This window comes from Aquimarina sp. AU119 (assembly GCF_900312735.1).
GTDB classification, from domain to species: Bacteria; Bacteroidota; Bacteroidia; order Flavobacteriales; family Flavobacteriaceae; genus Aquimarina; species Aquimarina algiphila.
The window spans coordinates 341,381-367,741 of sequence record NZ_OMPF01000013.1 but is presented as its reverse complement, the minus strand read 5'-3'; the positions used below and the strand labels follow the sequence as shown (position 1 = coordinate 367,741).

General features: G+C 32.3%; 22 protein-coding genes. 12 read left to right on the top strand and 10 right to left on the bottom strand.

All coding sequences use genetic code 11. The annotated features are described in order from the left end of the window. Nucleotides 1–14: 14 nt before the first annotated feature. Nucleotides 15–623 carry a hypothetical protein gene (locus tag DK442_RS10125; protein ID WP_109435745.1) on the bottom strand — a complete coding sequence of 203 codons (609 nt, stop codon included), beginning with the start codon at nt 621–623 and terminating at the stop codon, nt 15–17. Beyond that, nucleotides 620–958 carry a PadR family transcriptional regulator gene (locus tag DK442_RS10120; RefSeq protein WP_109435744.1) on the bottom strand — a complete coding sequence of 113 codons (339 nt, stop codon included), beginning with the start codon at nt 956–958 and terminating at the stop codon, nt 620–622. The genes DK442_RS10125 and DK442_RS10120 overlap by 4 nt, the downstream gene beginning before the upstream one ends. 277 nt (nt 959–1,235) lie before the next feature. Between DK442_RS10120 and DK442_RS10115 the strand changes: the two genes are divergently transcribed. After that, complete coding sequence (locus tag DK442_RS10115; protein WP_109435743.1) at nt 1,236–2,468, top strand: hypothetical protein; 1,233 nt, start codon at nt 1,236–1,238, stop codon at nt 2,466–2,468. Nucleotides 2,469–2,491: 23 nt separating this feature from the next. Next, nucleotides 2,492–3,289, top strand: a complete 798-nt coding sequence (locus DK442_RS10110; RefSeq protein ID WP_109435742.1) for an alpha-ketoglutarate-dependent dioxygenase AlkB — start codon at nt 2,492–2,494, stop codon at nt 3,287–3,289. 105 nt (nt 3,290–3,394) lie between these two features. Here the strand turns inward: DK442_RS10110 and DK442_RS10105 are convergent, their stop codons facing one another. Further along, nucleotides 3,395–4,318 (bottom strand): GYDIA family GHMP kinase, encoded by a 924-nt coding sequence (locus DK442_RS10105; RefSeq protein WP_109435741.1) that lies wholly within the window; start codon nt 4,316–4,318, stop codon nt 3,395–3,397. Nucleotides 4,319–4,411: 93 nt separating this feature from the next. Further along, a complete protein-coding gene (locus DK442_RS10100; protein WP_109435740.1) occupies nt 4,412–5,728 on the bottom strand; it encodes a hydroxymethylglutaryl-CoA reductase, degradative in 1,317 nt (438 codons plus the stop codon). 249 nt (nt 5,729–5,977) lie between these two features. On the opposite strand from DK442_RS10100, the gene DK442_RS10095 reads away from it, so the two are divergent. From DK442_RS10095 to DK442_RS10070, 6 genes are all read left to right on the top strand, one after another. Continuing rightward, nucleotides 5,978–8,149, top strand: coding sequence for a S9 family peptidase (locus DK442_RS10095; RefSeq protein ID WP_109435739.1), 2,172 nt, complete (start codon nt 5,978–5,980; stop codon nt 8,147–8,149). Nucleotides 8,150–8,166: 17 nt separating this feature from the next. Further along, complete coding sequence (locus DK442_RS10090) at nt 8,167–9,558, top strand: peptide MFS transporter (protein ID WP_109435738.1); 1,392 nt, start codon at nt 8,167–8,169, stop codon at nt 9,556–9,558. A gap of 12 nt (nt 9,559–9,570) precedes the next feature. Then, nucleotides 9,571–11,136, top strand: a complete 1,566-nt coding sequence (locus DK442_RS10085; RefSeq protein ID WP_109435737.1) for a peptide MFS transporter — start codon at nt 9,571–9,573, stop codon at nt 11,134–11,136. A 95-nt stretch (nt 11,137–11,231) separates the two neighbouring features. Next, nucleotides 11,232–11,771 (top strand): thioredoxin family protein, encoded by a 540-nt coding sequence (locus DK442_RS10080; RefSeq protein ID WP_109435736.1) that lies wholly within the window; start codon nt 11,232–11,234, stop codon nt 11,769–11,771. A 289-nt stretch (nt 11,772–12,060) separates the two neighbouring features. Next, entirely contained in the window at nt 12,061–13,335 is a 1,275-nt protein-coding gene (locus DK442_RS10075) for a serine hydrolase (RefSeq protein WP_109435735.1), read from the top strand. A gap of 261 nt (nt 13,336–13,596) precedes the next feature. Beyond that, the gene (locus tag DK442_RS10070) at nt 13,597–15,384 is read left to right on the top strand and encodes an FAD-dependent oxidoreductase (RefSeq protein WP_109435734.1); all 1,788 of its coding nucleotides are present in this window, start codon (nt 13,597–13,599) and stop codon (nt 15,382–15,384) included. A 12-nt stretch (nt 15,385–15,396) separates the two neighbouring features. On the opposite strand, the gene DK442_RS10065 is transcribed toward DK442_RS10070, so the two are convergent. Then, nucleotides 15,397–17,445 (bottom strand): ComEC/Rec2 family competence protein, encoded by a 2,049-nt coding sequence (locus DK442_RS10065; protein ID WP_160114113.1) that lies wholly within the window; start codon nt 17,443–17,445, stop codon nt 15,397–15,399. Between the two features lie 161 nt (nt 17,446–17,606). On the opposite strand from DK442_RS10065, the gene DK442_RS10060 reads away from it, so the two are divergent. Continuing rightward, nucleotides 17,607–18,362, top strand: a complete 756-nt coding sequence (locus tag DK442_RS10060; RefSeq protein ID WP_109435732.1) for an isocitrate lyase/phosphoenolpyruvate mutase family protein — start codon at nt 17,607–17,609, stop codon at nt 18,360–18,362. Nucleotide 18,363: 1 nt separating this feature from the next. Beyond that, nucleotides 18,364–19,425 (top strand): bifunctional transcriptional activator/DNA repair enzyme AdaA, encoded by a 1,062-nt coding sequence (locus DK442_RS10055; RefSeq protein ID WP_109435731.1) that lies wholly within the window; start codon nt 18,364–18,366, stop codon nt 19,423–19,425. 12 nt (nt 19,426–19,437) lie between these two features. On the opposite strand, the gene DK442_RS10050 is transcribed toward DK442_RS10055, so the two are convergent. The 4 genes from DK442_RS10050 to surE all read right to left on the bottom strand — a co-directional run bounded on the left by DK442_RS10050 (nt 19,438) and on the right by surE (nt 22,306). Beyond that, a complete protein-coding gene (locus DK442_RS10050) occupies nt 19,438–20,022 on the bottom strand; it encodes a C40 family peptidase (RefSeq protein WP_109435730.1) in 585 nt (194 codons plus the stop codon). Between the two features lie 10 nt (nt 20,023–20,032). Next, entirely contained in the window at nt 20,033–21,145 is a 1,113-nt protein-coding gene (gene lpxB, locus DK442_RS10045) for a lipid-A-disaccharide synthase (protein ID WP_109435729.1), read from the bottom strand. A gap of 89 nt (nt 21,146–21,234) precedes the next feature. Then, a complete protein-coding gene (locus DK442_RS10040; RefSeq protein WP_109435728.1) occupies nt 21,235–21,531 on the bottom strand; it encodes a hypothetical protein in 297 nt (98 codons plus the stop codon). Continuing rightward, nucleotides 21,524–22,306, bottom strand: a complete 783-nt coding sequence (surE, locus tag DK442_RS10035) for a 5'/3'-nucleotidase SurE (RefSeq protein ID WP_109435727.1) — start codon at nt 22,304–22,306, stop codon at nt 21,524–21,526. The genes DK442_RS10040 and surE overlap by 8 nt, the downstream gene beginning before the upstream one ends. A 261-nt stretch (nt 22,307–22,567) precedes the next feature. On the opposite strand from surE, the gene DK442_RS10030 reads away from it, so the two are divergent. Beyond that, complete coding sequence (locus tag DK442_RS10030) at nt 22,568–24,703, top strand: carboxy terminal-processing peptidase (RefSeq protein ID WP_109435726.1); 2,136 nt, start codon at nt 22,568–22,570, stop codon at nt 24,701–24,703. Between the two features lie 7 nt (nt 24,704–24,710). Next, nucleotides 24,711–25,823 carry an ABC transporter permease gene (locus DK442_RS10025; RefSeq protein WP_109435725.1) on the top strand — a complete coding sequence of 371 codons (1,113 nt, stop codon included), beginning with the start codon at nt 24,711–24,713 and terminating at the stop codon, nt 25,821–25,823. 172 nt (nt 25,824–25,995) lie between these two features. Here the strand turns inward: DK442_RS10025 and DK442_RS28170 are convergent, their stop codons facing one another. After that, nucleotides 25,996–26,163: a hypothetical protein gene (locus DK442_RS28170; RefSeq protein ID WP_160114112.1), complete on the bottom strand. Its 168-nt coding sequence runs from the start codon at nt 26,161–26,163 to the stop codon at nt 25,996–25,998. Nucleotides 26,164–26,361 lie beyond the last annotated feature (198 nt).

Genomic DNA, 26,361 nt, shown 5'->3' with positions numbered 1-26,361 from the left:
AAAACAAGTAACTTTTAAGCAATAGATTTCTTATACATTGTAAAAAAGAAAAATGGCAGATAACCAATGGCAAAAACAAAAGCTCCGATGAGTAATAATATTTCTGTCCCTTGTAAATGCATTATTTTAAACAAAACAGATAGTCCTGTAATTATTGCAGCAGTTAGACCTAATATAATTTTCATTCGTTCAGAAATTGCTTTAGAAATTGCAACTTTATAACGGTCAAAAGCATAAAGAGGCATGAAGATAAGTAAAAGCGCTAAAAAACCAGTCATTAGAAGTACATTGGCGCCTGGATACCAGAGTAGTTTAAAGGTAACACCTATTGTTAATGTTACTGAGCCAATAAAACCGATTAAATACATTAATTTTTTCATAAGTAATATTCGTTTAGAGTTTAGTAAAAAAAATGTTTTATGTTCAATATCAGTTAAGCCATTAGGAGCTAATTCTCTTATGGCTTCTTCTAATAAATGATCGAATTGTTTTCCTTTTCCAAGTTGACTTTCTATGACGCAACATAAGTGATCTATAATATCATCGCGTAAGGATTGTATTTTTAATCCCTGCTTATCTACATAATCACGTATATTATCTTCTTGTTCAGAGGTTAATTTCATATTGTTTTTAATGGATTGAAAATGACTTTGTTTAAAGTGGCTATAAAATCAATAAGTTCCTGGACATGTATTATTTTTTCTTTTTTTCCTTTTGGAGTTAAGAAATAATACTTCCTCACTCTTTTTCCAATGTATACTTCTTCAAAAGATAGCAATCCATCTTTAGTCATTTTTTGTAGAGCAGGATATAGAGACCCATCTTTAAGTAAGATCTTTTCATCAGATAGTTCTTTGACTTTCTTAAAAATTTCATAGCCATACATTCTGTCATTTTCTGCTAATAAATTTAAAATGATTACAGAAAGTGTTCCTTTAAGCAGTTCTTTTGAATACATAGTTCAAATATACATAAAATAACAATACATCATAATTCTATGTATAAATTTTTAAAATTGCATGCAGGAAACTTTTTAACTTAGGATGAAGATGAACATAAGTATATTTTAAAAGCTATTGTGGGTTAATGACTATAGTAAATAAAGAGAGTTACCCAAAAAAAGTAACTATATTCTTTATATTTGAGATATATAGTTACCTTGGTGATAATGTTGAATGACTACAGTAAAACAGAAAAAGTACTCTTAAAGAAAACAACGAATATTCGAACAGATTATGAGTAAATTAAATATTGAGAATAGTATATCTAAGAATAAAAACATTCTAATAGACTTGTCTAATGAAAATGATAATTCTGATGATTTGATATATCTAATAAATAATTTCTGTGGTGTAGTTCAGAAAAGTATCTCAGAAATTCCAAATACCCTAAACAAAATTAGAGTGTATGCAATTGGAGATATTAAGCAAATTGAAAATGAACAGAATACTTATTTTATAATTGAAGAACTCTCATATAATTATGAAAACATAAATAAAGAAAATTTTCAAATAGTAAAACTTGGTGAAGTCCCAATAAATGTTCATGATGCTGGAGTTTTTTATAGAAATTTTTTCGATAAGGATGACTATTTCACTAAAATTAAATCGGAACATAAATTCCAACATTTAACCGAGTCAAATAAGCAATCATTAGCGTTAAGAAAAGGAATATATTTGACCAAAATTACCAAAGAGGAGGCCGAAGGCGAAAAAGAAAAATTACATTTCCATCTTTTGAGATGCTCTAGTAACTTAACAGGGCCAACAGAGAATTTTCGTAAAACCGACCACCATATTGTAGACTCATTAAATGATGCTATAAAATTTGATTTTGAAAAAGAAACTAAATTGAATCATGTATTGGCACAGATTTATGAAAACAAAAAGAAAAGTGGACATAATTCAAAAGAAGTAAAAGCAAAAATCAAAGCACATTCTGATAAAACTAAGGATATGCCAAAAGAAGGGCTTATAGTCTTTTGTACATTTTATGATAAAGACAATTTCGAAAAATTGATGCCTTCAAAAACTGACAAATTTGATTGGTGCTATAAAAAGGCAAGTGGATTAACAAGACTTCATTTCAAGCTAAAACCTTCGGTTAATGATGACTCTTTAGAAAAAGAGTTTAGCGTAATTCTATATCCAAATTCTGCATTTTTAATACCCCTTTCGACAAATAGGCTATATACTCATGAGATAAGACCTTCTGTGTTAAATATTGATAAAATTCCTACAAGAATGGGGTATGTAATTCGTTGTTCAAACCTGGAGGCTACTTATATGAATAATCAAACATATATTAAAGAAAATGGTGAACTCATAAAACTAGAGCAAATGAATAATGAGTCGATGGAGGATTTACGAAATACATATTACGAAGAAAATAAAACGGAAAAAATAGTGGATTACGGTAAAATTCATTTTAGTATGAATTCGGGAGACTATGAAAAACCAATATATTAACCTGAACTTATTTAGAATTATCGATGAATAATACTGACTTTTATAAAATTACTCTACCCTTTGGTCAAAATTTGTTTAATAAATTATTTAATACAATAGAATTTGAAAATATTGGAAATGGTAGAATGGGAAATCATTTAGTTAAAGTTTGTGATTCTGGGATTCCAATTGTCAGAACAACTACAAAATATAATATTCCTGCACATAATTTTTCTTCAATACATAATATGATTGTAGATAGTATAAAAGATAATATCCAAAATGAGAATTTAGAATATTTGCCTTCAATAAATTTCAATAATGCTTTAATAGAGGTGTATGATTCTAAATACACTAAAATGAAATATCATTCAGACCAATGTTTAGATTTGATTTCTAACTCTTATATCGGACTTTTTTCATGCTATGAAAGACCTGATGAACTAACAGAACAAAACATAAGAAAACTTAAAATTAAGAACAAAATAACGAATGAAGAATTTGCGATTTCTTTAACTCATAATTCATTTATTTTGTTTTCATTACCAACAAATTCAAAGTATTTTCATAAAATTGTTTTAGAATCCATACCAAAACAAAAACCTCTCAAAACAGAGAATAAGTGGTTAGGAATAACCTTTAGAGAATCTAAAACATTTATTCAATTTAAGAATAACTTACCCTATTTTGCTAATGGTAAATTATTAGAGTTAGCAACTGATAATCAAAAAATCGAATACTATAAATTGCGGGGAGAAGAGAATAAAAATGTAAATTTTATTTACCCTCAAATTAATTATACACTGAGTAAAGCTGATACAATTATTCCAAAAGATATATAAGTTTTACAAAAATGACTGTACCTAATAGCATGTATAAAAATATTAGGAATTATAATACCTATTCTTATTCATGACGTTAAACAATCCATTTCTATGTAATCTCTCTTACAAAATCATTTCACCATAAGGAATGATTGTAGAATATCCTTTAGTTCTAAAATATTCTACTTCAGATAGAGTGCCTGTAACAAGTATAAAATCCCCTCCCCAGCCACCAAGACTCTTAATACTTCTTGGGTAATCTTTAAATAATGTAGATTTTACTGTAGGCGTCTTTATAATTTTCGAGATAATTTCTTCGTGGGCGTTAATTAATAATTCGAACTCATCAATAGAGGTACAGTCTAATATTTTAGAAGTAATTTCGTTGGCAGCTGCCTCAGCTTTATCAAAATCTTTTAACGGTAAAGATTGATAATGTTTAATAGAGGCTTTGCTATCCTGTTTTTGGTTTAGATACACAAAAAAGAGATGCTCCTTAAATAAGGGGTTAAAATCAACTTCTACAACTTTTGGTTTCCCTTCATTACGTGAATATAGTATGGGAGAATCATGCTGAGCACATGCGATATCATATCCGCTGCCTCCAAAACTTTTATCAAGAAGACTAAAAGCATCTATTTTGGCCCATTGTGCAATATTATTAATCAATGTTGAAGAAGATCCAAGACCCCATTTACGATGAAACTCTAATCTGTTTTCTATGTTGTATCCTTTTTCAGGAGATAGAAAATTAGGGTTTAATTCTCTCGCAGTATTTAGAATCTTGATTAATGTTTGGACTATTTTGTTTTCTTGTTCATTGCTTTTTACAGACCAAATGGTATTCTCTTCTACTATGAAGTTTGTATCAAACCAGAGATTTCCATCTTCATCAAAACTTTTCCAGTGAAGAGCAGGCTTGTCACTTTCCTCAATAAATAACCATTGCCCTTTTTTTGTGGGTATGGCCAAAGCGTTAGCTCCATCAAGTACCAGGTACTCAGCAGTGAGCAATAGTTTGCCGTGACTATAAAATGATTTTTTCATGAATACGCGTATATACTGTAAATATAATATACTTGTAGAATTCTAGAATAAATTTATCTAAAAATAGAAATACCTAATAGTTTACATTTAATCCTATTGTCTTAATTTTTCAATTTGAGCTACTACTTCACTGTGGGTAACTGGATTTGTTTTAAAATATGTAATGAGATATTTTTTTTCAATTTCTGTAGCTTCAAATTGATTGAGAATATTCATAAGATGCATTTTCATGTGACCTTGTTGAATTCCTGTTGTGATCAATGAATTTATAGCAGCAAAATTTTGTGCTAATCCTGCTACTGCAGTTATTTGCATTAATTTTTTGGCGTTAGGTTTTTCTAGAATTTGCAATGCTAGTTTTACTAGTGGATGTAAGGTGGTTAATCCGCCTACTGTTCCCAAAGCAAGAGGAAGTTCAATTGAAAATGTAAATATTTCATCCTTTATTTCGGCATGAGTAAGACTACTGTATTTACCATTTCTTGATGCATAAGCATGAGCTCCGGCTTCAATGGCTCTAAAATCATTTCCTGTTGCCAATACTACAGCATCAATGCCGTTCATAATACCTTTGTTGTGGGTTACGGCACGATACGGCTCTACTTCTGCGATGCGTACTGCTCTAACAAATTTTTCTGCATATTGCTTAGAAGAAAGCTCTTTAGTATTTGGTAAATCTGTTATAGGACAGGATACGTAAGCTTTTACTAAGCAGTTTGGGACATAGTTAGAGAGAATACTCATGATGATTTCAATATCTTTTTCTGCTGTAGAAAAATCGGAGTATTTTTTTGCTTCTGATTGTAAAGTTTTAGCAAACTGTTCTAGACATGAATTAATAAAATTAGCTCCCATGGCATCAACAGTTTCAAATGTACAATGCAACTGGTAATAGTTATCAATTTCTGTAGTTTTATCCCGAAGTTCAATTGCTACAATTCCACCACCACGCTTCTCCATATTTGTAGTCATATGGGATACAGAAGAAAGAAGTTTTGTTTTAATATTAGAGAAAAATGCTTCTAGCTTGGCTGGATTTCCTGTATATGTAAAATGTACCTGTCCAACTTTTATAGTAGATATGACTTCTGCCTTAAAACCTCCTCGTGTTTGCCAGAATTTAGCAGCTTTACTTGCAGCTGCAACCACAGAACTTTCTTCGATGGTCATCGGTAAGGTGTATCTCGTATTGTTAATTAGAAAGTTAGGAGCGATCGAAAAAGGGAGATAGTAATTAGAAATCGTATTTTCTGTAAACTCATCATGAAGTTGCTGAAGTCGGTTATCAGAATTCCAATAGGTTACCAAAGTGTCTATTGCATTTTGATCGTTATTAAAGTGATGCTCTGCTAGCCATTTGATTTTATCAGCTTTAGAGAGTTTAGAAAACCCAGAAACTACAGGTGCCATTGTATTTATTATTATTTAGTGCCTTCAAATATACTATTCTGTTTTGTCATACTTACACAGTCGAATGAAATTTGAAAGAGTAAAAACACTTTTCTGTAATTTGATTTAGAGATGGAGTTGAAACATTATTGATGATATGTTAAAAAAAATCACTTATGCGGCTATGATTTTATTGTATTTAACAGCAATTGTTGTATTTTTCACGGATTTTTTAGTATTCTTGGCGTTAACAATTTTTAAAATTATAATATGAAAATTACAAAATTGTTTTTTGGAATTTTATTTTTTATTGGGCTCACAACATATGCACAAGACAAAGCTTTTACTCTGGATGAAATATGGGGTGGAGCTTTTAGAACAGAAGGATTACAATCCTTATATTCAATGAAGAATGGAACAGAGTATTCTGTTTTAGAAAAAGATCAGGTTTCGGGGACAACCAATATAGAAGTATATAGCTATGAAACTGGAGAAAAAACGAAGACATTGGTGAGTTCTTCTTCTTTAGGAGGTTTATCTACATTCCAAGGATACTCATTTAGTAAGGATGAAAATAGAATTTTACTTTCTAGTGAATTAAAACAAATATATCGTCGTTCTTCAGAAGGGATTTATCACATATATGATGTTCCTTCTAAGGGGATTTTTAAAGTTAGCGATAAAAAAATTCAATCCCCAATACTATCTCCAGATGGTAATAAGATAGCATACGTTCTGGATAATAATATTTATATGTTGAATTTTGTAACAGGGCAAGAAGTTCAACTCACAGATGATGGCAAGAAAAATGAAATCATTAATGGAATAACAGATTGGGTATATGAAGAAGAATTCTCTTTTGTAAGAGCTTTTGATTGGAGTGCAGATAGTAATAAAATTGCATTTTTAAGATTTGATGAAAGAGAAGTACCTGAGTTTTCTATGGATGTATATGGTAAGGATTTATATCAAAAACAACAGGTTTTTAAATACCCTAAAGCAGGAGAGAAGAATGCCAAGGTCTCTTTATTTATTGCAGATATTAGCGCAATGGCATTAGATGAGGTCAAATTAGGAACCTATAAAGATTTTTATATTCCTAGATTAAAATGGACGTCCAATCCAGATATTTTGAGTGTACAAGTAATGAATAGACACCAAAATAATCTGGATTTAATTTTTGTAGACGCCAAGACCAAGACACCAAAAGTAGTGCTTAATGAAAAAGATGAAGCCTATATCGATATTACTGATAATCTAACGTTCCTGGATGATAATAGCTTTATTTGGACTAGTGAAAAAGATGGATACAATCATATTTATCATTATGCTGAGACTGGAGAATTGATTAGTCAGGTAACCAAAGGTACTTGGGAAATAACCGATTACTATGGTTATGATAAAAAGAACAAGAAGATATATTATCAAAGTGTAGAAAATGGAAATATAAATAGAGATATCTATTCGATCACTTTGGATGGAAAAGATAAAAAACGATTAAGTCAAAAAGAAGGAAGTAATGATGCCGAATTTAGTGCTGATTTTAGTTTTTATATTAATTATTTCTCGAATGCAACAACACCTTATGAATATTCTCTAAATAATGGGAAAACAGGGAAGGTAGTACGTGAAATCACAAATAATAAAGGACTACTAGAGAAATTAGCGGGATATGATGTAAGACCAAAAGAATTTTCGACAATCGAAATTAATGGAGAAACGTTAAATACCTGGATGATTAAACCTAAGAATTTTGATCCTAAAAAGAAATATCCACTGTTTATGTATCAATATTCTGGTCCGGGATCTCAATCGGTAAGAAACTCCTGGTATGGAGCTAATGATTATTGGTATATGATGTTAGCACAAGAAGGATACATAGTGGTTTGTGTAGACGGAAAAGGAACCGGGTTTAAAGGAGCTAAATTCAAAAAGGCTACTCAGAATGATTTAGGAAACCTTGAAGTACAAGATCAGATTGCGGCAGCCAAATATTTTGGAGCATTAGATTATATTGATGCTTCCAGAATAGGAATATGGGGATGGAGTTATGGAGGTTTTATGTCTAGTAATTGCTTGTTTAAGGCACCAGATACCTTTAAGATGGCTATCGCTGTTGCTCCGGTGACTAGTTGGAGGTTTTATGATACCATTTATACGGAACGATATTTGATGACTCCACAGGAAAATGCCAAAGGATATGATAATAATTCGCCCATCAATTTTGTGGATGGATTAAAAGGAAAATTTTTATTAGTACATGGTAGTGCAGATGATAATGTACATGTACAAAACACAATGCAATTGGTTGAAGCATTAGTGCAGGCAAATAAGGATTTTGACTGGGCAGTTTATCCTGATAAAAACCATGGAATCTATGGGGGTAAAACACGATTACACTTATACAATAAGATGACTAACTTCATTAAAAATAACTTATAATTAATTAAACTTACATAATGGCAAATACAGTTAAAGCAGCTCATCAAAAAGAGCTTTTTGGGCATCCGGTGGGATTATACATATTATTTTTTACAGAGATGTGGGAGCGTTTTTCATACTATGGCATGAGAGCACTTTTTGTATTATATCTTACAACTAAAACTGTAGATGAAAATCCAGGTTTAGGATGGTCTTCAGGAGAGGCTTTAGCACTGTATGGCTGGTATACGATGTTGGTGTATGTAGCATCTATTCCGGGAGGATGGATTGCTGATAAATTCTTGGGGCAAAAGAAATCGGTCCTAATAGGAGGACTTTTATTAGTCGCTGGGCATAGTATTTTGGCAGTTGAAGAAATGTGGGCCTGGTATTCTGGTCTTGGTTTAATTATTGCCGGAGTAGGAATGCTAAAACCAAATATTTCAACCATGGTTGGAGGTTTGTATAAACAAGGAGATATAAGAAGAGATAAAGGATTCACAATTTTCTATATCGGAATTAACCTTGGAGCCTTTTTGTCTAGTTTAATAGTTGGATACGTAGGAGAAGTACATGGATGGCATTATGGTTTTGGGTTGGCTGGAATCGGAATGGCACTGGGATTATTACAATATCTTTTAGGACAAAAATATCTTGCAAATGTTGGAAACTTTTTAGGAACTTCTGAAAAAACAGAAGATAAAGAAGCAATGAAAAAACCATTAACCAAAATAGAAAAAGATAGAGTTATCGTACTCCTTATTTCATTTTTATTGGTAATTGTATTCTGGGGAGCTTTTGAGCAAGCTGGAGGACTAATGAACCTTTATGCAAGTGGAAAAACTAATAGAATGCTTATGGGGTGGGAAGTTCCTGCTTCTTGGTTTCAGTCATTAAATGCAATGTTTATAATTTTCTTGGGGACCAGTGTAGCTTTATATTGGGCTAATAGAAAATTAAAAGGAAAAGTTTCGAGTTCGTTATTTAAAATGATTGTAGGGCTTATCATTATGGGTACTGGATTCTTTTTTATGACAGCTGCCTCTATGGAATTTAATGCTGACGGTTCATCTGCAATGTATTGGTTAGTGTTGGCATATTTGTTTCATACCATTGGTGAATTATGTATATCACCAGTAGCCTTGTCCTTTATTACCAAATTAGCCCCGGTTAAATATGGTGCGCTAATGATGGGTATATACTTTGCAATGACTGGTTTTGGAAATAAATTGGCAGGATTATTAGGAGAATGGGCTGAAAGTCAAGGAGAATTTGCAATATTTACAGGAATAGCAGTTTTTTGTGTTGTATTTGGGTTGATTGTTATGCTATTCAGAAAGCAATTAGAAGTATTAACACATGGAGTAGAAGACAAGGAAGGGACAATTCATGAAGAAGCAGAAGGTTTTGAACTAGCGGATAACCACTAAAAACTTTTTGGTATGACTTCGAAAAATGATTCTAAAGTATTTACTTTATTAGGACATAAGCCTTCATTGTTTATGGTTTTTTTCACAGAAATGTGGGAGCGTTTTTCCTATTATGGAATGCGTGCATTATTTGTTCTATTTCTAACAAGTGAAATAATTGACGGTGGTTGGGCTTGGAGTAACGAAGATGCTTTAAAATTATATGGATGGTATACAGGTTTGGTATATCTTACACCAATATTGGGTGGCTTTATTGCCGATAAGTTTCTTGGATATAGAAAAGCAGTAGCATTTGGAGCTTTATTAATGACTTTAGGTCATGCTTCAATGGCTCTAGAAACTCCTACATTTTTATATATAGGATTAGCTTGTCTAATTCTAGGAAATGGTTTGTTTAAGCCAAATTTAACATCTATTGTCAGCGGACTTTATGATAAGAATGAAGAAAAGAAAGATGGGGCATATACTATTTATTATATGGGAGTTAATGCTGGTGCTTTTTTAGGTATAATGTTATGTGGTTATATTGGGGAAAAGGTTAGCTGGAGCTTCGGGTTTGGTTTAGCAGGGATCTTCATGTTTTTAGGAATGCTTCAATTTTGGTTTGGAAGAAGTATTTTGGAAAATGTTGGATTACCTCCAAAAGATAAATATGAGTTAGATGATATAGATGACGAAATTGAAGATGCTGTAGAGGAAATAAAAGAAGAAGTAAAAGTAAGTACTAAGGTTCAAAATGATAGATATATTGTAGTAGGGATTTTAGCTTTCTTTACTGTGTTTTTTTGGGCTGCTTTTGAACAGGCAGGCGGTTCGATGACTATTTTTGCTAGTAAATATACTAATCGGGTTTTAGTAGGAAATGCCGCAAGTGCTTTTAAAATTATTGATGCAGTGATTACTATAGCACCTTTACTGATTATTAGTTGGGTACTTTATAAATTATTTGTTCAAACATTTAAAAAAATCTCACTCTCTAATATTATATTGGGAGGAAGTTTTACTATTATATGGGCAATAGTAATATGGAAGTTATATCGTGAATTTAATGCAGATACAACAGAAGTCCCAGCTTCTTGGTTTGGAATTTTAAATTCGTTATTTATAATTTCTTTTGCTCCGTTATTTTCCAAATTATGGGAAAGTAAATATAATCCCTCTGCAGCTGTAAAGTTTGGTTTAGGATTAATCCTTTTGGGTTTTGGTTTCGCATTGTTAGCATTTGGAGCTATTTCGATTCCACAAGGTGCAGAGACGGCAACGGTAAGTATGATGTGGTTAATTTTGGCTTATTTATTTCATACCTTAGGTGAATTATTTTTGTCTCCCGTTGGATTGTCTTATGTTAGTAAATTAGTCCCTGCCAAATTAATTGGTTTAATGTTTGGAGTGTGGTACTTGGCAATTTTTATAGGAAATTGGTCTGCTGGTCAATTAGGAGGTATGATTGATGAAATTACTTCTAAGTATTCATTAACCACCTTCTTTTTAATATTTACAGTTGTGCCTGCTGCTGCGGGAGTTTTAATGATATTACTTAATCCAGTGTTAAAGAAATTAATGCATGGAGTACGATAAATAATAATATATAACTAAACTCGTTTCCCAAGATAAGTGAAGTTTTAAATAAGGAACAGTTTTTGTTTCCGACTAGTTATAAAAAAATAAAAAAGATGAAAAACCTACTTTTTCTGTTAGTGTTCTTGTTTTGCCTTTCTACCCAGGCACAAGAAATCCAATGGATGTCAATGAACGAAGCTTTAGAGGCTCAAAAAAAAGAACCTAAAAAGATTTTTATGGATGTCTATACAGATTGGTGTGGACCTTGTAAGCTTTTAGATAAAAAAACCTTTCATAATAAAGATGTAGTATCTTATGTGAACACCAATTATTATGCAGTAAAATTTAATGCAGAAGGCACAGAAGAGGTTTATTATAATGATTTTACATACACTAATCCTAATCATAATCCAGATAAGAAGGGAAGAAATAGTCAGCACTTTTTTGCTAATGCATTAAAGATAACTGGATATCCAAGTATGGTGTTTTTTGATGAAAAAGGAAATCTTATCGCTCCGGTAGTTGGATATAAAACTCCTAAACAATTAGAGATTTATCTTAAGATGATTCATAAGAATGATTACAAGAAATTAACCAGTGCAGATGCCTGGAAGAAGTATGAAAGCTCTTTTGTAAGTACCTTTACCAATTAAACATGTAGTTGAGTCAAAAGATTTCAATTTTAAATTATAAAATAGCCTCCTTTTACTATACCGTAGTAAAAGGAGATTTTTTTTATGTATATTTTGAAAAGACAAGTACTTTTTGATATAAAACTCGGATTTAGTGCACAATTAATTGATTAAGTATGCGTTACCTAATACATAAACCTAAAATAATACCCTAAATCTGATTACGGTATTAAAGTAAGTGTGCCTTTAAAAGTAATTTTTGTTGCTTTTATGGATTTAATTTACTTTGTTTGTCGTAATAAACCTACTTATGAAAAAATTACTAGTCATAGTTGCCCCATCTATGGTATTTGTTGCTTTGCTTTTCTCTTTTGCTTCTGGAGAGCATTCAGAATTATCTCAACAGCCTCAAGTTGTTCAAGTACCTGAAACACTACCTGATATTCATTTTCCTGCATCACAGAAACAACAATTAATAGCTTCAATTCAAACCTATTTTGATCAGGCTTTAGACCAAAATCAAATTGTTGGCGCCTCAGTTGCGATCGTAAAGTGTGATTCTATTATTTATCTAGGAGGTTATGGAAATAAAAATTCGAGGTCAAAAGATACAATTAACGAAGAAACCATATTTAGAATTGGTTCTGTGTCCAAAGGATTTGCAGGAATATTAGCAGGTATTCATGTAGAAGAAGGATTGATAAATTGGGAGGATAAGGTTAAGGATTACATTCCAGACTTTAAACTCTCAAGTAAAAAGCAAACCGAAAGTGTTACATTATCACATGTTTTATCCCATACTACTGGTTTGCCATATCATAGTTTTACTAATCTTGTAGAGGATGGAATACCAATTAGGACAATAGCAAGTAATTTTAAGGAACTAGTTCCTATTGCTAAACCTGGTGGAATATATAGCTATCAGAATGCAGTGTTTGCATTAAGTGGAACCATTGTAGAACAAGTCACAGGTAAATCTTTTAAAGAAGTGCTTCAAGAAAAGATTTTTGATCCTCTTCATATGTCTTCTGCATCTGCTAGTTATGAAGCTTTAGAAGAATCAGATAATGTAGCAGAGCCTCATCAACGTGTAAGACATGGGTGGAGGCCAATGAAAATCAATAAAAAATATTATAATAATGCCATTGCAGCAGGAGGAATTAATGCGAGTGCTAAAGACATGGGTAAGTGGATGAAATTTCTATTAGGAAATAACCCTGAAGTTATGATGCCAGGTTCAATACAAAGTGTATTTACTCCCAAGATTCAGGTTGGAGGAAGAAGACAATATTATCAAAGATGGTCTGGATATTCATCATCTTTCTACGGCTATGGATGGAGAGTACATAATTTTGTGGATACTCAAACTAATGAACCAACTACAATTGTTCATCATGGAGGTAGTGTAAACAATTATAGAAGTGAAATTGCAATTTTTCCCGAAGAAGATTTAGGAATTTGTGTGCTTTTTAATAGCCAAAATAGTCTTGCCAGAACCTGTATCCCCGATTTGCATAAAATCATACAAGGGATTATGAAAACACCTGTAGAGAAGGACTTAAAAGAATCTTTGGTTTTGTTATAGAATTCAATATTCTTATTTAACATAAAAGCTCCATTTTTATCATATGATAAAAATGGAGCTTTTATGTTTATTCTATAGATTTTAAACAAGTGCCTTTATCTATAGTATATTTCACCACACTATTCCCGTAAATATTACATGTTTTTCACGTGTTAATACGTATGGATTAAATCACATAGAATTTAGACCTTGTCTAAAGGCTTAATGAGAAATTAAACCTTCATAAATTTTTAAGAGAGGTATTAATCTAAATTCTTTAAAATGAAAGATTCAAGTAAGAACAATCAGCAAAGTTTTTTACGTCAAACCGGTGAAAAAGGTGGGCGATTAGAACTCGTTACACCAACAGTTACAAAAGAAGGAAAGCATGATTTAAAGGTGGAAACAATAGACGAACCCAAAAAAGAAAAGAAGCGCACTAATGTTGTAATTCTTGGTGGTGGTATTGCAGGCCTTGCGTTATCTTTCGAATTATTAAAGCAGCCCAACTATAATGTTACCATTTTGGAAGCAGAAAATTATTTGGGAGGAAGATGTTTAACCTTAAGGCCTGGAGATAGTTTTCGAGAATTCACCAATGGCATAGAGCAAACATGTAGATTCGATACGAATGGTGTAACAGGAGTACCATATCTTAATGCTGGTCCAGGACGTATTCCATCAGGACATCGCAATGTCATTAATTATTGCAAAGCATTAAATGTCGAATTAGAAGTATATGTGATGGAAAGTCGTTCTAATCTTATGAAAACGATAGAAGGTTTTGGAGGTACTACTATTACAGATAGGCGTTTAGCAAATGACCCTAGAGGGTATTTTGCAGAATACTTATACCAGAACGGAGCAGCTTTTCTGAACTACATGAATGATAGACGTTCGGATGAAGAGAAGCTAAATAATGATGATATTGAAAATTTAAAAAAATGGCTTGTCGAATTTGGAGCATTAGATAAAGAAGGGAAGTATCAAGGTTCTTCTCGTTCTGGATATAAAAAATTACCAGGAACAGGAGAAGGAATTATAGAACCTCCACTACCTTTTAAAGATATATTAAAGTCTGTGTTTTGGGACTTGAATTTTTATCAACCAGAAGAATTCCTATGGCAAGACACCTCCTTTCAGCCTGTCGGAGGTATGGATAAAATTGTGCATGCATTAGAGCATGAAGTAAGAAGGAATAGAGGAACTATTCATCTTAATGCCCCTGTTCATAATATTAAAAGATCTGATAATCAATGGGATATAATGTATGGGGATAAGAAGACAATTGCTGCAGATATCTGCGTGAGCAATATTCCAATTCCCTTACTTTCAGGAAAAGTAATAAAAGAGGATTTTAGCGCTAATTATTGGAAGGCACTTAGTAAAGTAATGGAGACAAAAGATTTCTTAAGACCTACATGCAAAGTTGGATGGCAAAGTGATCGCAAATATTGGCAAAACCCGTTAGACGAGCAGACCGTTCCTGTTTTTGGAGGGATTTCTCGTATTAGCCCTAATCGTATGGAACAAATGTGGTACCCTTCAAATGATTATAATGATAATACAGGAATTCTTACAGGGGCATATAATTATGGTATTAATGCCAAAGAATGGGGAGAGGAGCTTCCTGAAAAACGTATGGAAGAAGCTCGTATTGGTGCAGCAAAGTTACATGGAGAGGAATTTTCAAGGCAACTTAGACATGGATTAAGTATTGCATGGCAAAATATAGAATATCAACAAGGAGGATGGGTAGATTGGAAAAAAGTTGATGAGGAATTAGAAACATTCAAAACAGAAGATTGGGTTAATTATGAAAGGGTAAAAAATATGCCTTTAGAAATCGAGCCAGAAATTGGAAGTTCTGCGTGGTGTTATAATGAATTGCAAAAACAGGATAATGGTTTTTTTATAACGGGAGATCAGGTGTCTAAACTACCAGGTTGGCAAGAAGGAGCTATTGCTTCAGCATTGCAGATATATGGTTTACTAGAATATCCAGATCATATATTTCCACTTAAACTATATCGTGTGCCTAGCGCAAGAGTATTGGTTGAAGGACGTTAATGTTTAAGGAAATCATTTTAATATAAAAGCTCCCTTTTTATCTGTGCGATGAAAAGGGATATTTTGTTTTTCACAACTAATCTCCCATTGATCGATATAACTTTTGTAATTACTTGCATCTGCTATAATTTGCCTGGGATGAAGACTGTCTATAACTCTGTCAAGATGTATCTTTGGAGAATCAGATAGCAAGATAATAGTTGGCTCTATTTTAGGTATAGCATATATACTTGTACTATCAATCACAAGAATAACCTGTTCCTTGTATGTATATACGTTTTTTAATGATAAAGAACTATCTAAAGTGGCTTGGTTATTAACAAGGTAATTGCCAAATAAAAAACGTTGGGTTGTATTAGAGATAGTATCCCTACTATAGAGTTTTAATCTCTTGTTTTCTAAAACTCCCAAAGCAGTATTGGTATGATGATGAAAAACGATAAATTCTTGTTTGTGGGTATGCAGATGCTTTTCAAAAATCATAACGATAAACATCATAATTAGAGCTATTGTTACCCATAAAACTTTAATGTTTTTATAGTGTTGAAATAGTATAATCAAAGATATAATAACGAGGTATAGTGCTAATAGCATTCTCCACGAAAAAGTAATATCGGTAACTAAAAATTCCTCTTGCTGAGCCACCCAACTTACAATCACATTCATCAGATCTATGCAATTACCAAATAGTGTTGCTATAGATTGTGGAAGGATATTTAAATAAGCCAATGTAATTATGGTAATACCAAATCCAAGAATACCTCCCAGAAAGGGGATGATAATCAGATTGGAAACAAAAAATAAAAGTGGAAACTGATGGAAATAAAATAAAGTAAGTGGTAATAGCCCAAATTGTGCAGCGATAGTGACAGTAAACGTTTCCCAAAGTTTTTTAGAGAAATAAGTTTTTGGGCGATACAGGTATGCAATGATAGGTTGTATCCATATAATAGCAAAAACTGCTATGTAACTGAGTTGAAAGCCAACAGAAAATAATAATAAAGGATTAAAACAAAGTAATATAAATATAGAAATGAATAATGAATTATAGATACTTGTTACTGACCTGATTTGGATCCCTATCGCAAGAAAAGAAAACATGGTAACAGCTCTAAGAACCGATGGAGATAGTCCTGCAATTATAGCAAAACCCCAAAGAAAAAAAATGATGAATACCAATTTAGATATTTTACCTTTTCTTCCACATCTTTCTAAAGGCTTCAATACAAGATTTAGAATTACTAATAATATACCAACATGAAGTCCAGAAACTGCAAGAATATGAATAGCTCCAGAATCTCGATATTGAGCAAAAGTCTCTTGGCTAATATCCTGTCGTTGTCCAAGAAGTAATGCGTTAATTATAGATCGCTGTTTTGCATCAAAAGTATACTCAGATAACTTAAGATTAATACTTTTTCTAATTTGATTTGCAAGATTATATAAAGACCAGTCTGTTTTTTGATTTTTGATAAGTTGATCAGTTTTTATAATAATTTGATGGTATATGTACTGGTTGTTTAAATAGTTTGCATAATTAAACTGATCAGGATTTAATGGTTGAGTAATACTTCGCAAATTGGTAAATGTCGTATATCTGTTGCCAATATCTAAAATATGATGTAGACTATCTTTTGGGATCTTAAGAAGTATACTTCCTTTTACAACTTGATTTCTTAAAAGTAAAATAGAAACCTTATATCTGTGGTAGTAGGATGTAGGTTTTAATCGTTCTTGTATTGAAAATTGAACTCCCACTTTATGATCTTCAAAATCCTGCGATTGTAATAGATTGCTATAATGACTTGTGTGGTTCTTTGGATTATGTATTTGAACCAAGGTTACCCCAAAGAGAATAAAGACGATAATCATTAAAAATGAAAAGGAAAATCCTTTACGAAACATTTTTTTTGATCTATACCAGGTAATTGTTAATCCTAGAATGGAAATTAATAATGAAACCAATATGAGATGTAGAGAGATATTAGAATAATAACCAATTAAAATTCCAATAACTATTGATATAGTGAGAATTAAAAAAGGGATATTAAGAAATTTCACGTTTGGCGTTTTGTTGAAGACAAGTATAGTATATGTCAGTTTCATTTTTTGGAACTGAAATATTTTATTTATAGATTTCTAATGCAAATAAAAAAATACATGTTCATTTTTCGGTTGTAGGTTTAATTTCAACTTCAGTACTTTGATTAAAAATAAAAGTGATGAGTTTTGAAGAAATGCATAAACAAAATAACCCTTTACTAATGTGTAATGTTTGGGATGTGCCAAGTGCAAAGAGTGCCGAAAAAATGAAGTTTGAAGCGATAGGAACCTCTAGCGCCGCTATGGCAGCAATATTAGGATACAGTGATGGAGAAGAGATGAGTTTTTTAGAACTAGAGCGTATCGTAAAACAAATAAAAGCACATACGGTACTGCCTTTGTCAGTAGATTTAGAATCTGGGTATAGCCAAAATCCTGTAGAAATTGCAGAGCATATAAAGCAATTGTATACTATTGGTGTAGTAGGAGTGAATCTTGAAGATAGCGTTGTGCTTAAAAACCGAAAATTAGTAGATGCAAGTCAGTTTTCCAGAGTTATATTAGAAATCAAAAAAAGACTAAAAAAGGATAATATATCGGTGTTTTTGAATATTAGAACAGATACATTTTTATTAAAATGCCCCAATACAATAGAGGAAACTAAGAAAAGAATTCAGCTTTATGAGGATGCTGGGGCAGATGGAATTTTTATACCTTGTATAGAAAAGGAAGAGGATGTATCTAACATAGTAAGGAGCACGAGATTGCCTGTTAATGTTATGTGTATGCCTAATCTTTCAGATTTTGAAACTTTAAAAATGCTGGGAGTGAAGCGTATAAGTATGGGGAATTTCCTATTTGATGAAATGTATACAAATTATGAAAAGATGATAGCTTTGATAAAAGCTCAAAAATCCTTTAAATCCATTTTTTAATATGTTGATTACAGAAAAGAAAAAAATAGATATTTTTTATAAAGCCCTATTAAATAGAGAACAAAGTTTTGTGGGAATATTTTATGTCGGGGTAAAAACAACATTGGTTTTTTGCATTGCCACTTGTCGAGCAAGAAAACCTAAACGGGAAAATGTGGAGTTCTATACTACGTTTAAGGAAGCCTTAGACCATGGGTATAGACCTTGTAAAATTTGTAAACCAACAGAAAATACTTCTAAAGCTCCACAACAAGTGGAAGCTGCGATTAAAATGGTGAAAAACAATCCAAAAGAAAAAGTAACAGATTTTGTTCTTCGCCAACATCAGATTAGTCCTGAAATAGTTCGTAGATGGTTCAACAAAAATTATGGAATGACTTTTCATGCTTATCAAAGAATGTATCGTATCAATAATGCTTTCCAAGAATTAAAAAATGGCAAAAACACCACAGCTACTGCTTTTGATACGGGTTATGAGTCATTAAGTGGGTTTGGGTATACATTTAAAAAACTCTTAGGTGATTCTCCTCAGAAGAGTATGAACAAAAATATAATTTTGATTGACAGATTAACAACACCTCTGGGACCTATGTTTATTTGCGCAACAGATAAAGGAGTTTGCTTACTAGAGTTTGTAGATAGAAAAATGTTGGAAACGGAATTCAAAGATTTGCAAAAACGACTGGATGCTAAGATTATTCTTGGAGAAAACAAGCATATAAAACAAGCAAAGAATGAGATTACCCAATATTTTGACGGAAGTCGAAAATGCTTTGAAGTACAACTTCATACTCCGGGAACTAGTTTTCAAAATTTAGTTTGGGATACTTTAAAACATATCCCATACGGAGAAACAGTTACCTATCAGCAACAAGCGAATAAAATTGATTATCCAAAAGCAATTAGAGCAGTAGCATTAGCAAATGGTTTTAATAAGATTTCCATACTTATTCCTTGTCATCGAGTGATTGGTAAAGACGGAAAGTTAATGGGTTATGGAGACGGCATAGAAAGAAAACAATGGCTTATAAACCACGAATTAGAGCATCTAAACTCATTTTAGATTTATTTTTATTTATAATACCCTTCTTGCCCAGGCAAAAGACTTGTTCCAGTATTTTTCATCCAGACTTGATATAATAACACCTCTCGAAGTAGAAGCATGAATAAATTTAATAGCTCCTTTAGTTTCAACAACTAATCCAACATGAGATATTACATTTTTTCTTTTGTTGGTTTTAAAAAACAATAAATCTCCAACAACAACTTTTTTTAACGAAACGGCTTTACCTTGCGTTGCCATAGTTCTTGAAGTTCTGGGGAGGACAACGTTTTCTTTTTTAAAAGAAGTATATACTAGACCAGAACAATCCATCCCTTTTTTTGTAGTTCCCCCATATTTATAACGGGTTCCGCTAAAGGTTTTGGCATGTTTAATAATGCTTTTAATCTTCTTATTGCTGGAACTTCCGGTTACTCTGGTTTTAGAAGTGTTTTTTGTTTTTTCATTTGGATTACTAGTTGTTCTGGTTTTGGAAGTACTTTTTGTTTTTCCAGAGATAACAACTTTGTTTTTTGATGAACTTCTTCCAGATGAACTTCCGCAAGAATACAGTATAAAACTTAAGCAAACTAGTAGGTAGTAGAATGTCTTTTTCATTTGGGGTGTTTTATTGTATAGACTCGACAATTAACTTGGCGGTTTTGTCATTTGCACCTCTTCCTCCAAGTTTCTTTTCCAAATCATAATAATCTAAAAACATAACAGCTCTTTTATAATCATCAATAATGATGCTAAGCTCTTCTTTTAGACGTTTAGTGTTAAAATCATCCTGTATAAGTTCTGTTACTACAGGTTTATCCATAATGAGATTTACTAAAGATATATAATCTAAGTTAATTACTCGTTTTGCAATTTGATATGAAATATAACTTCCTTTATAGCACACCACTTCAGGTACTTTAAACAAAGCAGTCTCCAGGGTAGCTGTTCCCGAGGTCACCAAAGCGGCATTACTTAAACTTAACAGATCATAAGTTTGATTCATGATAAGATGAACTCCTTGTTGTTTAATAAAAGGAGAATAGAAAGATGCATCCTGACTGGGAGCTCCGGCAATTACAAATTGATGATCAGGAAAATCATCTACCACAGTTAGCATTACTTCAAGCATTTTTCTAATTTCTTGCTTTCTGCTTCCCGGCAATATAGCAATGATTGGTCGATCATCTAAGTTATGCTTCTTTTTAAAAACTTCGGGTAGGATTTGTTTGTGATCTGCAATTGCATCAATCAATGGGTGTCCTACAAATTGGACGGGAAATTCGTGTTTGTCTTCATAAAAAGATTTTTCAAAAGGAAGAATTACATACATCATATCCACACATCTTTTGATGCTTTTTATCCTACCTTCTTTCCATGCCCATATCTGAGGAGAAATATAATAGTGTGTTCTAAACCCTTTTTCTTTTGCCCATTCTGCAATTCGTAAATTGAAACCGGGATAGTCAATAAAAACAATGACATCTGGTTGATATTCGAGAATATCTCTTTTGCAAAGTTTTATGTTTTTTAGGATAGTAAATAAGTTAAGAAGAACTTCTATAAAACCCATAAATGCAAGATCTCTGTAATGCTTTACCATTGATCCGCCAACAGCCTGCATGAGATCACCACCCCAAAACCTAAATACTGCTTTTGGGTCTTCTTTAAGAATAGATTTCATGAGATTTGCACCGTGTAAGTCGCCAGATGCTTCTCCTGCTATAATATAGTATTTCATCTGGTTATATTTTTTCTTTTTTAATGATCAGATGTAATGGGTTAATATGCATTAGGTCTTATGTAAATTGTTATTGTGTTTTTTTAAGATTAACCAAATTTACTAATTGCAATACAAATAGCTGCAATAAGTGTAGCAAGAAGCACGCCACGAGATCGATATATTCTGTTTTTTCTTAAAAATAGAAAGAAAAGAACCAGGTTTGGGATTGCTCCAAGAACAATCAAACTTCCAAAGGAGTCATTTTGTAGTGAAGCTTTTATAGTTTCAGAAAATGATAATGTTTGGGCGCTTAATGCAGAAAAAATAAATACACATAAGATAAACCCTATACTATTAGCAAATAAACCGGTAAGAACACCGATAAGAATTTCTTTTTTAATCATGTAATGGCCAATTGTTTAGTTCTTTTATAAATTGATGCGCTGTAAGGTCAAATTGTGTAGGTACTACAGAAACATATCCTTGTCCTAGTGCCCATTCGTCGGTATCTTCACCTTCGTCTTCATTAATAAATTTACCAGAAAGCCAGTAGTATTCGCGTCCCATAGGATTTGTTCTCTTGTCAAATTCTTCAACCCAATGTGCATTTGCTTGTCGACATATTTTGATTCCTTTTATTTCGTTTTTGGATAATTTAGGAATATTAACATTAAGGACTACCCCTTTTGGTAACCCATTTTTGAGTACATTTTCTACAATAGTTTTTACATATTTCTTTGAAGGTTCAAAATCGGCATCCATTGCATAGTTAAGTAAAGAAAAACCAATAGCAGGAATCCCTTCGATACCAGCTTCAACAGCAGCACTCATTGTCCCAGAATAAATGACATTAATAGCAGAGTTTGAACCATGATTAATACCACTGACACATAAGTCTGGTTTTCTATCAAGAATTTGGCGAGCTGCCATTTTTACACAATCTACTGGAGTTCCAGAACAGCTATATTCTTTTTGTGGTGAATTTTTATTAACAATAACAGGATCACAATATAAGGTGCTGTTTATAGTAATGGCATGCCCCATTCCACTTTGTGGACTATCCGGTGCGACAACGACCACCTCTCCAATTTCATTCATCACTTGTATTAATGCTCGTATCCCTGGGGCATTAATTCCATCATCATTAGTTACTAAGATCAAGGGTCTTTTTTGAGTCATAGAAAAGGTCTTTTTTGTACTGGTAAAAATACACTTTTTTATATGAAATAAGATAGTTTAGTAAAGTTCGGGGTGCATAAAATGAGAATTAACAAATTTGATTTAATCCTTATAAAATTGATATGGATAAATCAATGAAACAGTAAGGGATTGAAGAGAGAGAAATAATATTAGTTCATTTAAGAAAAATTTAGTAATATTACGAGTTATTGGCACGATTTTTAATGTATTTTGCCTTGAATCCCTAAATTAAATGAGCGTATGAAAAAGAGTTTTTTGATTTTGATGCTTACCGTAATCGTTTCGGCGGCTTCTTGTAGTTTTACTTCTAAGGTTGAAAACGATCCGGATAAAGACAAATTACTAATTGATTTAATAAGTTATGTCTTAGGTAAAGGGCATTATGATGCAAAAGATATAAATGATGATTTTTCTAAAGAAGTCTTCACTGATTATATTGATGCTTTAGATCCTTTAAAGCGTTATTTCTTTAAGAGTGATATTGAAGAGTTTAAGAAATATGAAAAATTGATTGATGATGAAATTAGAAATAAGGAAATTACTTTCTTTAATCTGACATATGATCGTTTGCAAGACAGAATGGCTGATGCAAGAAGATTGCATAAGGAGATTTTGGAACATCCTTTCAATTTTGAAAAAGATGAAGAAATCAATACAGATTATGAAAATCTACCTTATGTAGAAACTAAAGATCAAATGAAAGATCGATGGAGGCTGCAACTTAAATTTAATGCGTTATCCAGCTATTATGATAAAGTAGAAGAACAAATAGATTCTGTTACCAAAAACAGTGATTACAATCGTAAAACATCTATTGTTTTAGAAAGTGAGGCTCGAGAAATTACCAAAACTTCTTTGAAGGAATATTTTGAGTTTGCTGATGACCTGGAAAGAAAAGATTGGTTTTCTATTTACATAAATTCTATTGTAGAAGAATTTGATCCGCATACGTTTTATTTTGCTCCTCAAGATAAAGATAGGTTCGATATCGCGATGTCTGGAAAATTAGAAGGTATAGGAGCAAGACTTCAGAAAAAAAATGATAATGTTAAGATTGTAGAAATTATTTCTGGAGGTCCGGCATGGAGAGGTAATGAAGTTGAAGTGGGAGATCTTATTATGAAAGTAAAGCAGGAAGAAGAAGAAGAGCCAGTAAGCATTGTTGGAATGCGCCTTGATGATGCAGTTAGTCTAATAAAAGGACCTAAAGGAACAAAAGTAACATTAACAGTAAAGAAAGTAGACGGTACTACTGAAATTATAGATATTGTTAGAGATGTTGTAGAACTGGAAGAGACCTATGCAAAATCATCTGTAGTAAAGAAAAATGATAAAACTTATGGAATTGTTAATCTTCCTAAGTTCTATTTTAATATGCAAGATTATAATCAACGTAATGCTGCCAAAGATGTAAAACAAGAGATTATCCGTCTTAAAGAACAAGACATGGATGGTTTGGTGATTGATTTGCGTGATAATGGGGGAGGGTCATTACAGACTGTTGTCGATATTGCAGGTTTATTTATAGAAAAAGGACCAATAGTTCAAGTACGAACAAAAGGAGAATCTCCAGAAGTGTTAAGTGATAAGGATAGGAATATTCTTTGGGATGGTCCATTAGTAATTTTGGTAAATGAATTGTCAGCTTCTGCTTCAGAGATTTTGGCAGCAGCAATGCAGGACTATAAAAGAGCCATTATTATTGGGAGTAAGCAAACTTATGGTAAAGGAACTGTTCAAAATGTAATGGATCTTAACCGTTGGATGCGAAGCAATGATTTTGGAGATCTTGGAGCGTTAAAACTTACTACTCAGAAATTTTATAGAGTTAATGGAGGATCAACGCAACTAGAGGGAGTAAAAAGTGATGTAGTAGTTCCAGATCGTTATAGTTATATTGATATTGGTGAAAAAGATCAGGAGAATCCACTTCCTTGGGATAAAATAGCAGCAGCTGATTACTCAATTTGGGATGGCTATATTGATTTTGATCAAACGATCAATAATAGTAAAGAACGTATGTCAAAGAATGATCAATTAAAGTTGATAGACGAAAACGCAAAATGGGTGAGTCAAAAAAGAGATATAAACAATTATTCTTTACAATACAGTAAGTATAAATTAAACATAGCTCTTAATGAGAAACAAGCAGAACGGTTTGATAAAATAAATGATTATAAAACTAATCTTACTTTTGAATCTTTACCTTATGAAAAGAATCTAATGAGTGCAGATTCTGTTTTGGCAGAGAAGAGAAAAAGATGGCATCAGAGCCTTAGTAAAGATGTTTATGTAGAAGAGGCAATTAGCGTACTTGAGGATTTAAAGATCAATAATATTAGAAGATCTAAAAACCCACTTACGGTAAAGAATTAATGTATTAATGCCCAAAGCAAAGTCAAACTCTTTAAGTACACTAGCGCTCCAGAAATTCAAAAAGAATTTTTGGGGCGTTTTGAGTTTTTACTTTATTGTTTTTTGTGCTATTATAGCTGTCTTTGCTTATGTTTTTGCTCCTGATGATTCGCAATATGCTAATCAGATGCACTTATCGATTCATTCAAAACCTCCAGGGTTTAAGGTTAAAATGCTTACTATTCCTTCTCAGGATGTCTCTGATCAATCATTTTTGGATAAAGTTTTTTTTGGAGAAAAAAACTCAGATACAGAGCTCCCTATAGAACGATATAGTTTTGAAGATGATGTATTAAAGATTTCTCCATATAGTGAAGGAGAAGTGATAGAATTATCAAAAGACATCAAATTAGAGCGTTTTCCAGAAGACTTGACACAAGAAGAAATAGTTAAAGAATATATTGCAGACCAAAGGTTTATATTAGGTACCGACAAATACGGGAGAGATTTATTAAGTAGAATGTTGATCGGTATTCGTATTTCGTTTTCAATAGGTTTTGTTGCGGTATTGATTTCTTTGATTTTAGGAATATCACTTGGAGCAATTGCTGGTTATTTTGGAGGTAAAATAGATGCTATGATTATGTGGTTGATAAATGTTACTTGGTCAATTCCCACTTTGCTACTTGTAATCGCTATTACTTTGGCATTAGGAAAAGGATTTTGGCAAGTTTTTATTGCTGTTGGTTTAACCATGTGGGTAGAAGTAGCTCGTGTAGTTAGAGGACAGGTATTAGGTGTAAAACAAATGCAGTATGTAACAGCGGCCAAAGCGCTTGGATTTACAAACTTTAGAATCATAACGCGACATATATTACCTAATAGTTTAGCTCCTGTAATTGTGATTTCTGCAGCTAACTTTGCAGGCGCAATACTTATCGAGAGCGGACTCAGTTTCTTGGGGATAGGAGCTCAGCCTCCAATGCCGAGTTGGGGTGCTATGATCAAGGATCATTATTCTTATATTATTTTAGGTAAAGCTTATCTCGCTATTATACCAGGGTTAGGCATTATGAGTTTGGTGATGGCCTTTATGTTAATAGGAAATGCACTTAGGGATGCCTTGGATGTGAAAAATTAAGGTTTAAGATGATCCTGAAAAGGGCTAATATTTTTAATCTATCACATAGAGTGTAGTCTAGATGTATTGAAATCCATTATTAGCGGGCGTAATTATGGTTAATAAAAAAACCTTCTGAATGCATACTTTGATATAATTCTCCAGAAGATTTTAATTACGAACTTTTCGGAAATTAGTAATTTCCTTTTGGTAACTCTTTACAAAGTGGTATTAAAAATTGGTTTCCGTTTAACCTAGCAGTTCTAATACATTTTCTTCTAGGACCGCCTCCATTTACAGTTATTGCTACACTTCTTGACATTTCAAAAGACCTAAGGCTTTCTAAACTTGAATTTTTCATAATGATAAAATTTTGTTTTTAGATTAATTTTTCAACTCAAATATAGATGAGCAGATATGGGTCAAACAAGAGAAGTAAATAAGGATTCATGAAAACGTACTATGAATTCCGCGAATCCGTATGAGTATATTATGTGATAAAACTCTGGCTTATAATGAAGGTGTAATTTTTGTTTTTTGAAGAAGCCTAACATCAAAA

What these genes read in the sequence shown, in the direction of transcription:
- DK442_RS10030 (WP_109435726.1), top strand. Translation starts at nt 22,568, where the DNA reads ATGAAAAAGAGTTTTTTGATTTTGATGCTTACCGTAATCGTTTCGGCG.
- DK442_RS10125 (WP_109435745.1), bottom strand. Translation starts at nt 623, where the DNA reads ATGAAATTAACCTCTGAACAAGAAGATAATATACGTGATTATGTAGAT.
- DK442_RS10115 (WP_109435743.1), top strand. Translation starts at nt 1,236, where the DNA reads ATGAGTAAATTAAATATTGAGAATAGTATATCTAAGAATAAAAACATT.
- DK442_RS10100 (WP_109435740.1), bottom strand. Translation starts at nt 5,728, where the DNA reads ATGGCACCTGTAGTTTCTGGGTTTTCTAAACTCTCTAAAGCTGATAAA.
- DK442_RS10075 (WP_109435735.1), top strand. Translation starts at nt 12,061, where the DNA reads ATGAAAAAATTACTAGTCATAGTTGCCCCATCTATGGTATTTGTTGCT.
- DK442_RS10085 (WP_109435737.1), top strand. Translation starts at nt 9,571, where the DNA reads ATGACTTCGAAAAATGATTCTAAAGTATTTACTTTATTAGGACATAAG.
- DK442_RS10120 (WP_109435744.1), bottom strand. Translation starts at nt 958, where the DNA reads ATGTATTCAAAAGAACTGCTTAAAGGAACACTTTCTGTAATCATTTTA.
- DK442_RS10105 (WP_109435741.1), bottom strand. Translation starts at nt 4,318, where the DNA reads ATGAAAAAATCATTTTATAGTCACGGCAAACTATTGCTCACTGCTGAG.
- lpxB (WP_109435729.1), bottom strand. Translation starts at nt 21,145, where the DNA reads ATGAAATACTATATTATAGCAGGAGAAGCATCTGGCGACTTACACGGT.
- DK442_RS28170 (WP_160114112.1), bottom strand. Translation starts at nt 26,163, where the DNA reads ATGAAAAATTCAAGTTTAGAAAGCCTTAGGTCTTTTGAAATGTCAAGA.
- surE (WP_109435727.1), bottom strand. Translation starts at nt 22,306, where the DNA reads ATGACTCAAAAAAGACCCTTGATCTTAGTAACTAATGATGATGGAATT.
- DK442_RS10040 (WP_109435728.1), bottom strand. Translation starts at nt 21,531, where the DNA reads ATGATTAAAAAAGAAATTCTTATCGGTGTTCTTACCGGTTTATTTGCT.
- DK442_RS10110 (WP_109435742.1), top strand. Translation starts at nt 2,492, where the DNA reads ATGAATAATACTGACTTTTATAAAATTACTCTACCCTTTGGTCAAAAT.
- DK442_RS10070 (WP_109435734.1), top strand. Translation starts at nt 13,597, where the DNA reads ATGAAAGATTCAAGTAAGAACAATCAGCAAAGTTTTTTACGTCAAACC.
- DK442_RS10090 (WP_109435738.1), top strand. Translation starts at nt 8,167, where the DNA reads ATGGCAAATACAGTTAAAGCAGCTCATCAAAAAGAGCTTTTTGGGCAT.
- DK442_RS10050 (WP_109435730.1), bottom strand. Translation starts at nt 20,022, where the DNA reads ATGAAAAAGACATTCTACTACCTACTAGTTTGCTTAAGTTTTATACTG.
- DK442_RS10080 (WP_109435736.1), top strand. Translation starts at nt 11,232, where the DNA reads ATGAAAAACCTACTTTTTCTGTTAGTGTTCTTGTTTTGCCTTTCTACC.
- DK442_RS10025 (WP_109435725.1), top strand. Translation starts at nt 24,711, where the DNA reads ATGCCCAAAGCAAAGTCAAACTCTTTAAGTACACTAGCGCTCCAGAAA.
- DK442_RS10055 (WP_109435731.1), top strand. Translation starts at nt 18,364, where the DNA reads ATGTTGATTACAGAAAAGAAAAAAATAGATATTTTTTATAAAGCCCTA.
- DK442_RS10060 (WP_109435732.1), top strand. Translation starts at nt 17,607, where the DNA reads ATGAGTTTTGAAGAAATGCATAAACAAAATAACCCTTTACTAATGTGT.
- DK442_RS10095 (WP_109435739.1), top strand. Translation starts at nt 5,978, where the DNA reads ATGAAAATTACAAAATTGTTTTTTGGAATTTTATTTTTTATTGGGCTC.